This is a genomic window from Streptomyces scabiei 87.22, from assembly GCF_000091305.1.
GTDB lineage: Bacteria > Actinomycetota > Actinomycetes > Streptomycetales > Streptomycetaceae > Streptomyces > Streptomyces scabiei.
The window spans coordinates 9,379,990-9,395,105 of record NC_013929.1; the positions used below are offsets into that span (position 1 = coordinate 9,379,990).

Annotated in this window: 14 protein-coding genes; 11 read left to right on the forward strand and 3 right to left on the reverse strand. The window is 71.2% G+C overall.

The window, feature by feature from the left end; translation table 11 throughout:
- Nucleotides 1-56: 56 nt before the first annotated feature.
- The 11 genes from SCAB_RS40140 (at nt 57) to rfbB (ending at nt 13,015) form a co-directional block, all read left to right on the forward strand.
- On the forward strand, nt 57-896 hold the full coding sequence (locus tag SCAB_RS40140) for a 3-hydroxyacyl-CoA dehydrogenase family protein (RefSeq protein ID WP_013005782.1): 840 nt from the start codon (nt 57-59) through the stop codon (nt 894-896).
- On the forward strand, nt 893-1,171 hold the full coding sequence (locus SCAB_RS40145; RefSeq protein ID WP_013005783.1) for an acyl carrier protein: 279 nt from the start codon (nt 893-895) through the stop codon (nt 1,169-1,171). Before SCAB_RS40140 ends, SCAB_RS40145 begins: the two co-directional genes overlap by 4 nt.
- Nucleotides 1,164-2,279, forward strand: coding sequence for an acyl-CoA dehydrogenase family protein (locus tag SCAB_RS40150; RefSeq protein ID WP_013005784.1), 1,116 nt, complete (start codon nt 1,164-1,166; stop codon nt 2,277-2,279). The genes SCAB_RS40145 and SCAB_RS40150 overlap by 8 nt, the downstream gene beginning before the upstream one ends.
- On the forward strand, nt 2,276-3,433 hold the full coding sequence (locus tag SCAB_RS40155; protein ID WP_013005785.1) for an HAD-IIIC family phosphatase: 1,158 nt from the start codon (nt 2,276-2,278) through the stop codon (nt 3,431-3,433). Before SCAB_RS40150 ends, SCAB_RS40155 begins: the two co-directional genes overlap by 4 nt.
- A 381-nt stretch (nt 3,434-3,814) precedes the next feature.
- Nucleotides 3,815-5,068: a glycosyltransferase gene (locus SCAB_RS40160; protein WP_041670166.1), complete on the forward strand. Its 1,254-nt coding sequence runs from the start codon at nt 3,815-3,817 to the stop codon at nt 5,066-5,068.
- A gap of 355 nt (nt 5,069-5,423) precedes the next feature.
- Nucleotides 5,424-6,926, forward strand: a complete 1,503-nt coding sequence (locus SCAB_RS40165) for an NDP-hexose 2,3-dehydratase family protein (RefSeq protein ID WP_013005787.1) — start codon at nt 5,424-5,426, stop codon at nt 6,924-6,926.
- Nucleotides 6,926-7,975 (forward strand): Gfo/Idh/MocA family protein, encoded by a 1,050-nt coding sequence (locus SCAB_RS40170; RefSeq protein WP_013005788.1) that lies wholly within the window; start codon nt 6,926-6,928, stop codon nt 7,973-7,975. Before SCAB_RS40165 ends, SCAB_RS40170 begins: the two co-directional genes overlap by 1 nt.
- Nucleotides 7,975-8,718 carry an NAD-dependent epimerase/dehydratase family protein gene (locus SCAB_RS40175; protein WP_013005789.1) on the forward strand — a complete coding sequence of 248 codons (744 nt, stop codon included), beginning with the start codon at nt 7,975-7,977 and terminating at the stop codon, nt 8,716-8,718. Before SCAB_RS40170 ends, SCAB_RS40175 begins: the two co-directional genes overlap by 1 nt.
- A 211-nt stretch (nt 8,719-8,929) precedes the next feature.
- Nucleotides 8,930-10,942, forward strand: a complete 2,013-nt coding sequence (locus SCAB_RS40180) for a carbamoyltransferase family protein (protein ID WP_037729230.1) — start codon at nt 8,930-8,932, stop codon at nt 10,940-10,942.
- A 187-nt stretch (nt 10,943-11,129) separates the two neighbouring features.
- Complete coding sequence (rfbA, locus tag SCAB_RS40185) at nt 11,130-12,038, forward strand: glucose-1-phosphate thymidylyltransferase RfbA (RefSeq protein ID WP_037728691.1); 909 nt, start codon at nt 11,130-11,132, stop codon at nt 12,036-12,038.
- Nucleotides 12,035-13,015, forward strand: coding sequence for a dTDP-glucose 4,6-dehydratase (rfbB, locus tag SCAB_RS40190; protein ID WP_013005792.1), 981 nt, complete (start codon nt 12,035-12,037; stop codon nt 13,013-13,015). The genes rfbA and rfbB overlap by 4 nt, the downstream gene beginning before the upstream one ends.
- A 116-nt stretch (nt 13,016-13,131) precedes the next feature.
- Here rfbB and SCAB_RS40195 read toward each other — a convergent pair whose 3' ends face one another.
- The 3 genes from SCAB_RS40195 to SCAB_RS40205 form a co-directional block, all read right to left on the reverse strand.
- A complete protein-coding gene (locus SCAB_RS40195; RefSeq protein WP_037728693.1) occupies nt 13,132-13,800 on the reverse strand; it encodes an O-methyltransferase in 669 nt (222 codons plus the stop codon).
- A gap of 116 nt (nt 13,801-13,916) precedes the next feature.
- The gene (locus SCAB_RS40200; protein ID WP_013005794.1) at nt 13,917-14,231 is read right to left on the reverse strand and encodes a hypothetical protein; all 315 of its coding nucleotides are present in this window, start codon (nt 14,229-14,231) and stop codon (nt 13,917-13,919) included.
- A gap of 21 nt (nt 14,232-14,252) precedes the next feature.
- The gene (locus tag SCAB_RS40205; RefSeq protein WP_041670168.1) at nt 14,253-15,038 is read right to left on the reverse strand and encodes a thioesterase II family protein; all 786 of its coding nucleotides are present in this window, start codon (nt 15,036-15,038) and stop codon (nt 14,253-14,255) included.
- Between the last annotated feature and the right edge of the window lie 78 nt (nt 15,039-15,116).

Genomic DNA, 15,116 nt, shown 5'->3' on the forward strand with positions numbered 1-15,116 from the left:
CCGTGAAAAACAAGTGGAGTGATATGTTGGAAAAGAATTCCGGTGCCCCGGGGGGAATGCCCCGCCTCACCGTGCTCGGCGCCGGCGTCATGGGTGTCGGCATCACCACGCTGGCGGTCGGTCACGGTGTGCCGGTGACACTCATCGACGTCGACCAGGCCAAACGTGCGGAGGCAGAGGCCCGCATCGCCCACGAACTGCGGCTCGCACGGCTGATGGGCGCCCTGCCGGACGACCTTCCCCCCGGGCCGCTCGTCATCGGTGAATCGTTGTCGGAAGCGGCCGGATCGACCGCCGTCGTCGAGGCCGTCACGGAAATGGCGGAAATCAAGGAGAAAGTGATCGCGGAGGTTTCCGCGATCGTTTCGCCTGGTACTCTCCTGGTGTCCAACACGTCGTCCATTCCCATTGACGAACTGGCCTCGGCCGCTGTTCGTCCGGCGGAACTCGTCGGCACGCATTTCATGAACCCGTCCTATCTGATCCGCACGGTCGAGGTCATCCGCGGCGCCCGCACCGGCGAGGCCGCCATGGACTCCGTACGGGCCCTGCTCACCACCCTGCGCCGTCAGCCCGTCGTGGTCCGGGACGCCCCCGGTTTCGTGACCAGCCGGGTCCTGCACCCGATGATCAACGACGCGGCCCGGGTGGTACAGGAGGGGACCGCGACCGCCGAGGACGTCGACGCCCTCATGCAGGGCTGCCTGGGGCACGCCACAGGTCCGCTGCGCACGGCGGACCTCATCGGCATCGACAACCTCGTCGACTCGCTGAACGTGCTGTACGAGCGCACCGGTGACAGCGGCTGCCGCCCGTGCGACCTGCTGCTGGAGAAGGTCCGGGCGGGCCACAACGGCCGGAAGTCCGGCCGTGGTTTCTACGAATACGAGGGATGAAAGTCATGACCATGCCATCCGAGGGAACCGTGGAGAAGGAACTCCTCGACTTCCTGCACGTACGCACCAAGACCGTCTGGGAGGAGGACACCGACCTCTTCGCGGCCGGCGGGCTCTCGTCCCTGTTCGCCATGGAACTCGTCGTCCACCTGGAGAAGTCCTACGGCATCGCGATCCGTGGCGCCGACCTGCGGCTGGACAACTTCCGTACCGTCACGGGAATGGCGGCACTGGTCCGCCGTCTGCGCGCGGCAGCCGGGGACGCCGGTGAGTGAGCGCCTCGCCGAGGCGACGGCCTCGGTCACCGGCCTCGTCGGTGACCGGGCCGGTGACTGGGACCGCTCGGGCCTGCTTCCCGCCGAGCTGCTGAGAAAGCTCGGCGCCGCCGGGCAGTTGTGCACCGGTGTGCCCACCGAGTACGGCGGCCTCGGCTGGGACAGCCGCACCGGCGGCGAGTTCACCGCCCACGTCGGCAGCCTGTGCAGCTCCCTGCGCAGCGTCATGACCTCCCAGGGCATGGCCGCCTGGACCGTCGAACGGCTCGGCGACGAGGCGCAGCGCCGCGCCCTGCTGCCCCGCCTCACCTCGGGCGAACTGGCCGCCGTCGGCTTCAGCGAGAGCCAGGCCGGCAGCGATCTGTCGGGCATCGACACCCGGATCACCGCCGACGGCGACACCGTCGTGGTCGACGGTCACAAGGTCTGGATGACGGCCGCCCACTACGCCGACCTGCTCATCGTCTTCGGACGGATGGGCGACGGCGCCGCCGCCGTGGTCGTGCCCGCCCGGGCCCCGGGCGTCGACGTACGACGGGTGGCCGACCCCCTGGGCTGCCGCGCCGCAGGACACGCCGAGGTCCGCCTCGACTCCGTACGCCTCCCCGCCGACAGCGTGCTGGGCGGCGAGGGCCTGTCCCTGCCGCTGCTCGTGACCACCGCCCTCGCCTACGGACGGATGTCGGTCGCCTGGGGATGCGTCGGCATCCTGCGCGCCTGCCTGGCCGCGACGACCCGGCACGCCGCGTCCCGCGAGCAGTTCGGGCAGCCGCTGGCCCGCCACCAGCTCGTCGCCAAGCACCTGGCCGACCTCTTCGTCGCGGAACAGGTCGCCTCCCGCGCCTGCGAACACGCCAGCCACCGCTGGGACAACGGGTCCCCCGACATGGTGGTCGCCACCATCCTCGCCAAACACGTCAGCGCCGGTCACGCCGCCCGAGGGGCCGCGTCCGCCGTCCAGGTCATGGCCTCGGCGGGAGCCCAGGACGGCCACCCGGTGGCCCGCGCCTACCGGGACGCCAAGCTGATGGAGATCATCGAGGGCAGCAACGAGATGTGCGAACTCCTGCTCGCCCAGCACGCGTTGACAAGTGTGGAGCCGACATGAGCGACAAGACCGGCGCCGACGCGCCGGCCCTGGTGAAGTGCCTGGTCTGGGACCTGGACAACACCCTCTGGCAGGGCACGCTGCTGGAGGACGCGGAGGTACGGCTGCCCGACGCGATACGGGCGGCGATCGTCGAACTCGACGCGCGGGGCGTCCTGCAGTCCGTCTGCAGCCGCAACGACCACGATCTGGCCTGGGCACGTCTCGAAGAGCTGGGCGTCGCCGAGTACTTCGTCCTGCCCGAGATCGGCTGGGGCCCCAAGTCCGAAGCGGTCCGGCGGATCGCCGAGGGCCTGAACTTCGCCCACCGGACCATCGCCTTCATCGACGACCAGCCCGCCGAACGGGCCGAGGTCGCCCATCACCTCCCGGACGTCCGCTGCTACCCGGCCGAGGAGGCGGTCGCCCTCACCGGCCTGCCCGAGTTCAGCCCCGCCGTGAGCACGGTGGACTCCCGTCGCCGGCGCGAGATGTACCAGGCCGGCTTCCGCAGGGAGACCGAACGGTCCGCCCACGAGGGCCCCGACGAGGAGTTCCTCCGCTCCCTCGACCTGGTCATGCGCATCGGACGGGCCACCGAGGAGGAGATCACCAGGGTCGAGGAACTCACCCTGCGCACCAGTCAGATGAACGCCACCGGAGTGCACTACTCCGACCGGACACTGCGCGCGTTGTCGGCGGACCCCGGCCACGAGGTCCTGGTCACCACCTTGACCGACCGGTTCGGGCCGCACGGGGCCGTCGGCGTCACGCTGGTCGAGAAGCACCCGGCCGTATGGCACCTGAAGCTGCTCGCCACCTCCTGCCGCGTGGTCTCCTTCGGCGCCGGATCGGTCATCCTGAACTGGCTCGTGGACCAGGCCGCCGCGGCCGGCGTCCATCTCGTGGCCGACTTCCGGCGCACGGACCGCAACCGCATGATGGAGGTCGCCTACCGGTTCGCCGGCTTCGACGAGGAGCCCTGCGCCTGCCGCGACGCCGTGCGGACCGCGCCGGCACGGGCGGCGGAGGGGGCGGAGGAGCAGGAGACGGCGGAGGTCGAACGGCTGCATCTCGTCGCCGCACCCCGGCCCCCCTCCACGACCGTCCGGCTCAACGCCCCCGACCTGACGGCGCGACCCGCCGCGGACACCTCGGTCGTGGCTCCGGCGTGAGGGTCCCCCCCCCGCCGAAGAGGGCTCACGGCGGGCTACCGGACCACCTCGTCCGGTAGCCCGCCGAGGACTCGTGCGACATGGGCGTGGCGGGTCCGCCAAGAGCGCACCGGCCACGACCTGACCGTCCCCGAGGCCTCCGGGGCCCCGGTCGCCCGACCGGATGCGGGCGACACGAGATGCCTGGCGGGCCGTGGTCGCCGGGTTCCGCTGGTCCGGCGATATTCGGACGCTATCCGTCCCGCCTAGGCTCGGCCGCAACCGCTCGACGGCGGACGGGCTGTCGGCTCATCGACGGGCGAGGACCACCGACAGCGGCGGTACCTGACGCCGACCCCGGCCTGACGCCCGTCCGGCGGAGTGACGTACTCGAGGAGAACGATGCGGATCGTCCTGCTGACCATCGGCTCGCGCGGTGACGTGCAGCCGTTCGTGGTGCTCGGCGTCGAGCTGAAGGCACGCGGGCACGAGGTGGTGCTGGCAGCCGGGGCGGAGTTCAAGAGCCTGGCCGACCGGGCCGGTCTCGGCTTCCGGGCTCTCGAAGCGCTGCCCGCCGGGTACGCCGACTCGGTGCTGCGCGATCCGAAGGTGCAGGCCGCCTTGCGGCGTGGGCCGTCGATGTACCGGATGGCCATGGCGGCGCCACGGCTGACCGGTGCCCAGCAGCAGGCCCTGATCGACGAGATGGTGGCCGCCGGCGAGGGCGCGGACATGGTCGTCAACACCACGCTGACCCGGATCGGCGCGCTGGGCCGGCCGGACGTGCCGTGGTGTTCGGTCGCGTCCTGGCCGGTGACCGAGACCGCCGCGTGGCCCGCGCTGGGCGCGCCGGAGCTGCCGCTGGGCGGCGGCTACAACCGGTTCACCCACCGGGCCATGGGCGCACTGGAGTGGCTGGTGTACCGGCCCAGTGTGAACCGCGGCCGGGTCGCGGCCGGGCTGCCGCGACTCGGGCTCCGCTCACCCTTCCGTGACGACGGGGTCACCCGGCCGCTGCTGTACCAGTTCAGCCCGCACGTGTTCGCGCCGCCCGCGGACTGGCCGGAGCAGTGTCACATCACCGGGTACTGGTCGGACAACACGCGTTGGGACAATCCGGCGGAGGTGACCGAGTTCGTCGAACGCGGCGATCCGCCGCTGGTGGCCACCTTCGGCAGCGCCTGGGCGGTGGACGGTCCCGGCCTGCTCGCGGCGAGCGTGGCGGCAGCGGCGGCGACCGGACACCGGTTGCTGGTCGTCGGCGGCCCGGACGGCCCGCCGCCCGCCGGCGTCGACGCGATCCGGACCGAAAGCGCCGACTTCGTCTGGCTGCTGCCCCGCGCCGCTGCCGTACTGCACCACGGCGGCCAGGGCACCACCGCGGCCGTGGTGTCCGCCGGCGTGCCACAGGTCGTCGTTCCTTGCTTTGCGGACCAGCCGGTGTGGGCGAGCCGGATGGCCGCGCTGGGCGTCGCACCGCCGCCGGTGCCGTTCTCCCGGTTGACCGGCGACCGGCTGACCGCCGCCGTGCGAACCGCCGTCGACGATCCGTCGATCGCCACTCGGGCGGCGGCGCTGGCGGCGGCGGTGCGCGCTGATCGAGGAGTGGCCGCCGCCGCGGACGTCATCGAGAAGCACGCCGTCACCCGGCTCTGACGGCTTCCGGTGGCAGCTCTTCCCCAGCCGGCACGGGAGGAACCCTGACCTCTCTCCCGGCTGTGGCGGGGAGATCCGCACCTCGCGAAACGCCCTTTCTGCCGCACGGCCCGTTGCCGACCCGCTTTCACGGCGACGGCCGGGGTGCCGGACATCGGTCGTGCACGAGCTTCATCGCCTTCATCCCCGCCGGCGCGGTGGCAGGCCGGCCCGCACCTCGGTTTCGCCCCGGAGCGGCCGACCGAACGCACACAACCCTCGTTCGCCCTCCGGGTGGACCTCGTTTCTCGTCCTGCTCCGCAGAAGTTCGTTCTCTTCCCGGCCCGAAGGCCGGGGTATCCGCGAAGGAGTCCGAATGGCCGCATCCCCGGTCACCTCCGGTGGTCTGCTTCGGACCCACGACCCGTCGGCGGCGCTGCGCGTCGTCCGATCAGTACTCTCCACCCAGGGCACCGTGACGGCCACACCGGACCTTCGGTCCTGGTTCGCCGAACGGCTGGCCGTGGCCAGGACCACCACGGTCGCCGGTATCGACTTCGCCGATCTGGTCGGCTGGCGTTTCGCCGACGACACCGGCAACCTGGTGCACGACAGCGGCAAGTTCTTCGCCGTCGAGGGCCTGTCGGTGGCCGCCGCTCATGGCCCGGTGGCGCGCTGGTCGCAGCCGATCATCAATCAGCCGGAGACCGGCGTGCTGGGCATCCTGGTCAAGGAGTTTGACGGGGTGCTGCACTGCCTGATGCAGGCCAAGATGGAGCCGGGCAACTGCAACGTGCTGCAACTGTCCCCGACCGTGCAGGCCACGCAGAGCAACTACACCGCGGTGCACCGAGGCCGCCCGGTGCCCTATGTGGACATGTTCCTGTCCGCGCCACCGCAGGCGGTGCTCGCCGACGTGCTGCAGTCCGAGCAAGGCTCGTGGTTCTACCGCAAACGCAACCGCAACATCGTCGTGGAGGCCACCGGGGACGTCGAGGTGCTGCCCGGCTTCTGCTGGCTGTCACTGGGCCAGGTTCACGCGCTGCTCGCCGAGGACCATCTGATCAACATGAACACGCGCACCGTGCTGTCCTGCCTGTCCTTCTCCGGACCGAACCTCGTGGGCGAGCTGGGCTGCGGCGCGTCCGGGTTCCGGGCGGCCCTGGTGCGGTCGATCGACACGGAGTGGGGCGCACTGCACACCGACGGCGAGATCCTGAGCTGGATCACCGACCTGCGGTCCCGCCGCGAGGTCGAGGCCACCCCGATCCCGCTGCGCGAGGTGCGCGGCTGGCGCCGGCAGCCCGACCGGATCACGCACGACACGGGCGTCTTCTTCGACGTCCGCGCGGTCGCGGTGGACGGCGGGGGCCGTGAGATCGACAGCTGGACGCAGCCGATGATCGCCCCCCACGGGCTCGGCGTCGTGGCGTTCCTGGTCGCCCGGTTCTCCGGGGTGTTGCACGTACTGGTCGGCGTCCAGGCGGAGCCGGGGCTCGTGGACTTCGTCGAGCTGGCGCCGACGGTGCAGTGCACGCCGGACAACTACGAGCACCTGCCGGCCGAGGCCAGGCCGCCCTTCCTGGACGACGTGCTGGCCGCGCCCGCCGACCGGATCCGGTTCGACTCCGAGCTCTCCGAGGAGGGCGGCCGGTTCTTCCACGCCCGTACCCGGCACGTGATCGTCGAGGTCGATCCGGTGGTGGCGAACGGCTCCGGCCCGGCCCGGCACCGGTGGATGACCATCGCCCAGATCGTCGGGTTGCTGCGGCACAGCCACTACGTGAACGTGCAGGCCCGCAGTCTGGTGGCGTGCCTGCACAGCCTCGTGGCTCGCCTCGATGACGACAGCCCGGTCGCACAGGGTGGGGGCGCCTGATGGTCCGGCCTCTCACGGAACCCGCCCCCGGAGCGGACTTCGACCCGGCGGCGACGGTGCGGATCGGTGTGCTGGGTGCGGCATCCATCGCGTGGCGGCGCACGCTGCCTGCTCTGACCGGCACGGCCGGGGTGTCGGTCGCGGCCATCGCGAGCCGGGATCGGTCCAGGGCCGCGGCGTTCACCGAGCGGTTCGGCGGCGAGCCGATCGAAGGCTACGCGGCGCTGTTGGAGCGCGCCGACATCGACGCCGTCTACGTCCCGCTGCCGAACTCCCTCCATCACGAGTGGGCTGCCGCCGCGCTCGCGGCCGGAAAGCACGTCCTGGCGGAGAAACCGCTGACGACGTGCGCCGCCGACACCGCTGATCTGGTGCGCCTGGCCGAGGTGAACAACCTCGTGCTGCGGGAGAACTTCACGTTCCTGCACCACCCGGTGCACGCCGTCGTGCGGAACCTGGTGACCGCCGGTCGCATCGGCGAGCCTCGGCACTTCACCAGCTCGTTCTGCTTCCCGCCGCTTCCCGTCGCCGACGTGCGTTACCGGCCCGAACTGGGCGGCGGGGCGTTGCTGGACGCCGGTGTCTACCCGATCCGGGCGGCACAACTGCTGTTCGGCAACGAGATCGAGGTCGCCGGCGCGGTGCTGCACGTGGATCCGGTGACCGGGGTCGACGTGTCCGGCAGCGCGCTGCTCACGACCGGCGACGTGGTCGTGACGGCCGAGTTCGGCTTCCGGCACAGCTACGGTTCCCGCTACCGGCTGTGGGGCTCGTCCGCCCAGCTGCTGCTGGAGCGCGCGTTCACCCCGCCCGCCACCCACCAGCCGGTGCTGCGCATCGACGAACAGGACCATGCCGAGGAGATCGTGACGCCGGCCGCCGACCAGTGGGCCCGCTCGGCCGCCGCTTTCACCGCCGAGGTCCGAGCCCGCCGGGCCGGCGTGCCGAACTCGGCGACGGCGTCCCACGCCGACACCCTGTGCACCGCCGAACTACTCGACGCCATCAGGGCATCCGCCCGCGTCGTCACCGCCTCAGGAGGACACTGATGCCCGTCATCGGCCGGGGCTTCCTCGCGAGCCACCTCAGCACGATCGCCGACCGGCACCCGCACGCCGTGGTGGTGGCTGCCGGTGTGTCCAGCACACGGGTGACCGATCCGGCGGAGTTCGCCAGGGAGCGGGCGCTCATGGCCGATGTGACGCGGCGCTGCCTGCGGGAGAACCTGACCGCGGTGGTGCTGTCGACCGCGTCGCACGCGATGTACGGCTCGACCGACCACATCGTGGAGGAACGGGAACCCGTCTCGCCGGGTTCGCCCTACGGGCGGCACAAACTCGGGCTGGAGCGGCAGGCGGCGGACTCGGGCGCGAACTGGCTCGTGCTGCGGCTGTCGCACGTCGTCGGCGCAGGACAGCGACCGCACCAACTGCTGCCCGCGTTCGTCGAGCAGGTGCGTTCGGGAACCGTCCGGCTGTACCGGGACACCTACCGGGATCTGGTCGACGTGCGCGATGTCGTGTCCGCTGTGGACGGTCTGCTGGCGGCCGGCGTGCACGGCGAGGTGGTGCACGTCGCCTCGGGCACACCGGTTCCGGTGACCGAGATCGCCGCCGGGGTGCGGGCCCGGATGGGCCTGCCCGCCCGGCTCGATGTCGTCGATGCCCCGCCGGCGCGCACGACGGTCTCCACCGCCCGGTTGCGGGCCCTGCTGCCGACCGCCGACCTGCCGGGCGGACCCGGCCACCTCGATCGACTGCTCGACCGGTACGTGGCCGAATACGCCGGCTGAACTAGCCCGCGACCGGTGGGGAGAACGGGGGCCGTACGGATCGCCTTCACGGCCGTCCGGCCCAGTGGTCGGCGATATTCATCCGCTATCCGTCCCGCCTAGGCTGCAGCCGAACTCCCGGGGCCCGCAGCCACGCAGTGTCGTGGTCCGGCAGGGGCCGCAGCCTGACGGCAGGCGATTGTCAAGTCAACGACGAGTTGGGGTGGTCACGATGTTGGTGCTCGGGCTGAGCGGAAACTTCTCCGCGCGGGACTCCGATCTGGTCCCCCTCCTGCCGGACCAGGTGTTCCACGACTCGGCCGCGTGTCTGGTGCGGGACGGCGAGGTGATCGCCGCCGTCGAGGAGGAACGCTTCAACCGGATCAAGAAGACCACTAAGTTCCCGGTCAACGCGATCCGCGCGTGCCTGGACGAGGCGGGGGTGACGGTCGACCAGCTCGACGGCGTGGCGTACTACTTCCCCGAGGAGTTCGTCGACACCACGCTCAACTTCTTCTACACCGTGTACCCGAAGGTGCCCACGGTGTACTGCCGCCAGCTGATCAAGCAGTGGTTCGCCGAAGAGTTCGACTGGGAACTCAGCGACGACAAGCTCGTCTTCACCCCGCACCACGACGCGCACGCGATAGCGGCGGTGGCCCGGTCCGGGATGCCGGAGTCGCTGGTGCTGGTCCTGGACGGCCGCGGCGAGGAGAACTCCGGCACCGTCTACAGGGAGGCCGGGGGGCAGCTGGAGAAGCTGGCCGACTACCCGATCTTCAAGTCACTGGGCATGCTCTACCTCAACGCCACCCAGCTGCTCGGCTACGGCTTCGGCGACGAGTACAAGGTGATGGGCCTGGCGCCCTACGGCGACCCGGCGACCTTCCGCGACGCCCTCAGCTCGCTGTACATGCTGGCCGACAACGGCGACTACCACCTGCTGCCGAACATGACGGTGCCCGACCTGGTCGGGCCGTCGATGCTCACGAGGGGCATCACGCCGCGCCGCAAGGGCGAGCCGTTCACCCAGCAGCACAAGGACCTCGCCGCCGCGACCCAGGAGGCGCTGGAGAAGATCGTGATGCACGTGCTGTCGCACTGGGCCGAGTCGACCGGCCTGTCCCGGCTGTGTTTCGGCGGCGGCGTGGCCCACAACTCCACCCTGAACGGCAACATCCTGCGCTCCGGGCTGTTCCGCGAGGTGTTCGTGCACCCGGCGTCGCACGACGCCGGCGCGAGCGAGGGTGCCGCGTTCCTCGCGGCCGACCGGCTGGGCGGTGCGGCCCGGCCGGTCCGCCGGTCCCGCACCGCTAGCTCGGGCCCCGCGCTGGGTACCGAGGCGGAGGTCCGCGACCGCCTGGGCGCGTGGGGTGCGGTGCTCGACTTCGAGCGGCACGAGGACATCGTGCCGGTCGCGGCCGGACTGCTGGCCGACGGCGCGGTCCTGGGCTGGGCGCAGGGACGTTCGGAGTTCGGCCCGCGGGCGCTGGGCAACCGGAGCATCATCGCGGACGCCCGGCCGGCGGAGAACCAGACCAGGATCAACGCGATGGTGAAGCAGCGGGAGAGCTACCGGCCGTTCGCGCCCGTGGTCACCGCCGAGGCCGCCGCCGACTACTTCGACCTGCCCGCCACCGAGGCGAACTACGACTTCATGTCCTACGTGGTTCCCGTCCGCGAGGAGCGCCGGCCGGATCTGGGGGCGGTCACCCACATCGACGGCACCGCGCGCGTGCAGGTCGTCGACCCGGCCGCGAACGAACGGTTCCACCGGCTCGTCGCGGCCTTCGGCGAGCGCACCGGGACACCGGTGCTGCTCAACACGTCCTTCAACAACAACGCGGAGCCGATCGTGCAGACCGTCGACGACGTGGTGGCGTGCTACCTCACCACCGATCTGGACTACCTGGTGGTCGAGGACTTCCTGGTGCGCCGGCGCTCGGCGGACCCGACGGCCGACCTGGACGGACTCGTTCCCCGGTTGCGGCCGGTGACCAGGCTGGCGCGCCGGCTCGGCACCGGGGCCGCCGCGGCGGGTGACGCCTGGCACGAGATCTCCCTGAACTACGCCGGAGCTCCGGAGAGCAGGGTGTCGGAGGAGCTGTTCACGCTGCTCAGCGTCGTGGACGGCGTGCGCACCGTCGGCGAGCTGGCGAAGGAAGCCGGCGTCGCCCCCGACGAGGTGCGTGCCGAGCTGTACGAACTCTGGCAGCAGCGGTACCTGACGCTGACCCCGGCCTGACGCCCGTCCGGCGGTGTGAGGGACGCCAGGAGAACGCAGCGGACCGGACCGGTCCCCACCATGCCATGACCCTGCTCGAAGTCCCCGCGCTGATCGTCGGCCCCGCTCCCCGAGACACGCGGGAGAACAACGTGGGGCGGGGCCCCCGACGATGCCCGAACACCGATCACGAGGGAGCGTGGAGAGCATGAAGGGGATCATTCTGGCGGGCGGCAACGGCACCCGCCTGCAGCCCCTCACGTTCGCGGGTTCCAAACAACTCGCGCCGGTCTACGACAAGCCGATGATCTACTACCCGCTCTCCATGCTCATGCTGGCGGGCATCCGGGACATCCTCATCATCACGCGTCCTGCCGACCTCCCCGCCTTCCAGGCGCTTCTGGGCGACGGCCGGCAGCTGGGGCTGTCCCTCGACTACGCCGAGCAGGACGAGCCGCGCGGCATCGCCGACGCCTTCCTCGTGGGGGAGAACCACATCCGCGGCGAGCAGTGCGCGCTGGTCCTCGGCGACAATCTCTTCCACGGCGCCAACCTGCCCGCCATGCTCCGGCGTACCGCGCTCAAGATGGGTGGCTGTGTGCTGTTCGGCCACGAGGTGGCCGACCCGGAGCGGTTCGGGGTCGCCGAGATCGACGCGCGGGGCGGACTCGTCTCCATCGAGGAGAAGCCCCTCAACCCACGCTCGAAGCTCGCCATCCCGGGGATGTACTTCTTCGACGCCCAGGTCACGGATCTCGCCAGAGACCTGGAGCCGTCCCCCCGGGGCGAGCTGGAGATCACCGACCTGCTGCGCGTCTACCTGGAGATGGGCACCGCCGAACTGGTGTGGCTCGGCAGGGGCGTCACGTGGCTGGACACCGGCACTCATGAATCCCTGCTCGAAGCGGGCACTTTCGTGAGGGACACGCAGCGCAGGCAGGGCACCCGCCTCGGCTGCATCGAGGAGATCGCCATGCACATGGGATACATCGACCCGGACGACTGCCAGGCGCTGGGCGCGAGCATGGGCAATTCGCCCTACGGCGAGTACGTCATGGAGCGGGCGCGCCTGCGCAAGGCGGGCATGCTGCTTCCGCTTCCTTCGGAGGAGCTGTGAATCTGCTGGTCACCGGCGCCGCCGGTTTCATCGGCTCCGCCTATGTACGGATGCTGCTCGCGGGTGACACCGCGCAGCGCGGCGGGGTCTCCCAGGTCACGGTGCTGGACAGCCTGACCTACGCCGGGAGCCTGGACAATCTCGATCTCGGCGATCCCCGGCTGACGTTCGTCCGGGGCGACATCTGCGACGCCCCCCTCGTCGACAAGCTGATGCGACAGGCCGACCAGATGGTGCACTTCGCCGCCGAGTCCCATGTGGACCGTTCGATCGCCTCCGCCGACGCTTTCGTGCGCACCAACGTCACGGGCACCCAGACCCTGCTGGACGCCGCGCTGCGCCACGGCCTCGACCGCTTCGTGCACGTGTCCACGGACGAGGTCTACGGCTCGGTGGAGAGCGGCTCCCGCACCGAGCGGGACCCTCTCGACCCCAACTCCCCCTACGCCGCCTCCAAGGCGGCCTCGGACCTTCTGGCCCTGTCGTACCACCGCACCCACGGCCTCGACGTGCGGGTCACCCGGTGCAGCAACAACTACGGGCCGCGGCAGTTCCCCGAGAAGATCATCCCGCTGTTCCTCACGACACTGCTCGACGGTGGTGACGTCCCGCTGTACGGCGACGGGCTCAACCGGCGCGACTGGCTGCACGTCGAGGACCACTGCGCGGCCGTCGAGCTGGTCCGCGCCGGCGGTGTCGCGGGCCGTGTCTACAACATCAGCGGCGGTATCGAGCTGAGCAACCGGGAACTGACGGCGCGGCTGCTGGCGGCAGTCGGCGCGACCTGGGCGCGCGTACGGCAGGTACCGGACCGCAAGGGCCACGACAGGCGCTATGCGATCGACTGCACCAGGTTGCGGACCGAGTTGGGCTACCGCCCGCGGCGCGACTTCGAGTCCGGGCTGGCCGAGACCTTCGCCTGGTACCGCGACAACCGGGACTGGTGGGAGCCCCTCAAGAGCCGGCAGCCCGCCTGAGAGCGCACGGCCGGCGCGCACCGGCGCCGGCCACGGGGCCGCCTGGCGCTCTGCCCGAATGAGAGCGACCCGCCGCCCGCGGCCCCCGCCGACGCCGGTACGGCGGCCACCCCGCGTCAGGCGTCCTTGCGCCGGGCGAGCGTGATGCCGTCGGCCATGGTGAGCATGCTCAGGTCCACCCGCTCGTCCGCGTGCAGGCGGGCGTTGAGTTCACGGATGCCCGCGGTGTCGGCGTCCGTGAACTGCGGATCGGTGACCCGGCCGAAGAAGAGCGTGTTGTCCACGACGACGAGGCCGCCCGGTGCGAGCAGTTCCAGGGACAGCTCGTAGTAGCGCGGGTAGTTGGCCTTGTCCGCGTCGATGAACACCAGGTCGAAGACGCCCCGGCCCTCGTCGGCGAGCAGCTTCTCCAGGGTCTCCGCCGCGTCGCCCACCCGGAGGTCGATCAGGCCGTCCACCCCGGCGCGCTTCCAGAACTCCGCGCCGATCGACGGCCAGCGATCGGTGATGTCGCACGTCACCAGTCGTCCGTGGGCCGGCAGGGCGCGGGCCATGCACAGGGTGCTGTAGCCGGTGAAGGTGCCGATCTCCAGGACCGCGGCCGCCCGGGTGAGCCGGACCAGCAGCGCGAGCAACTGCCCTTCCTCCGCGGGCACCTGCAGGGCGACGCCGCCGGGCAGCCCGGCCGTCGCCTCGCGCAGTTCCAGCAGGAGGTCGTCCTCGCGCAGCGAGGTCTGCCTGACGTATTCGAGAAGCCGCGGCGTCATGCCGATCTGCTCAGCCATGGGGATCTCCGTCTCGATGGGAGTCGGTGCGAGCGGCACGCCGGGCGGCGGGGGAGCGCCGGACGACGAGCCGTGCGTGGTCGGGTACGGACCGGCCTCGGCGTCGTTCCGGGCGGTCAGCGCCCGGCGTCGGGGGAAATCTGGGGGCCGTGGCCGCCCACGCCCTCGTCGTCCGCGCCGTGCCACAGCCTGGCGTCGTAGGGACTGTCGGGCACCGCGATGGTGGCTCGTTCTCCGGCCGGCGGGCGGGCCGACACAGCGTCGGCCGGTTCACCGACGAGTGCGCGGGCACGCAGGCGCAGCCGTTCCACGTCGTCGGCCAGTCCGTTGAGCGCGGGAGGCTCGCCGAATCCGGAGGACCGCAGTGAGCCGACGCAGTGCGCCAGCCGGTCGAGGGTGCGGAGCAGTTCTCTGACGGCGGCTGGGGGCATCGAGCTTCCTTTCGAGTCTGCCTAGTGAGTGCCCGCGCCGAAGACCGGGAGCGAGCTCAGGCGATCGCGGACCGTGCTGTGCACCGCGTCCGGATGATCGTTGAGAAAGAAGTGACCGCCCTTGAACACCTGCGTGGCGAACGGGCCCTCCGTGTACTCGCGCCACGCCTCGACCTCCGCCACGGCCGCACGCGGGTCGGCGTCCCCCGTCAGCGCCACCACCGGGCAGCGCAGTGGGGGTCCCGGCACATGGACGTAGGTCTCCGCCGCGCGATAGTCGCCGCGTAGGGCGGGCATGACCATCTGGAGGATCTCCGGGTCGGCCAGTGCCACAGCACCGGATCCGCCCAGCAGCTCCAACTCCCGCAGAATTCCCTGGTCGTCGCGCTGGTGGATGTACTCACTGCGTTCGAAGCGCGGTGCCCGGCGGCCGGAGAGAAAGACGGTGACCGGGCTGTTCGCCCCGCCCTCCCGCTCCAGCCGGCGCGCCACCTCGTAGGCGAGGGTGGCGCCCATGCTGTGCCCGAACAGCGCCAGCGGCCGGTCGTCGGCCGACGCGGTCAGGACCGGCACCAGCCGGTCGACCAGCTCCGGAAGGTTGTCGACGCACTTCTCGCCCCGCCGGTCCTGACGGCCCGGGTACTGCACGGCCAGCACCTCCGCGGCGGGCGGCAGCGCGCCCGCCATGGCGTGATAGGCACTTGCCGATCCTCCGGCGTGCGGGAAACACACGAGCCGTGTCCGGGCCCGTGGGGCGGCCACGAAGCATCGGAGCCACAGGTCCGGGTCCTCGGTGCTTCGATCCATCGTCCGTCCTTCGCGCTGGTAGTTCATGTGCCTGCCGGCAACGTAACGGAGGTTAGGCAGCCCGAATCGGTGGCGGCC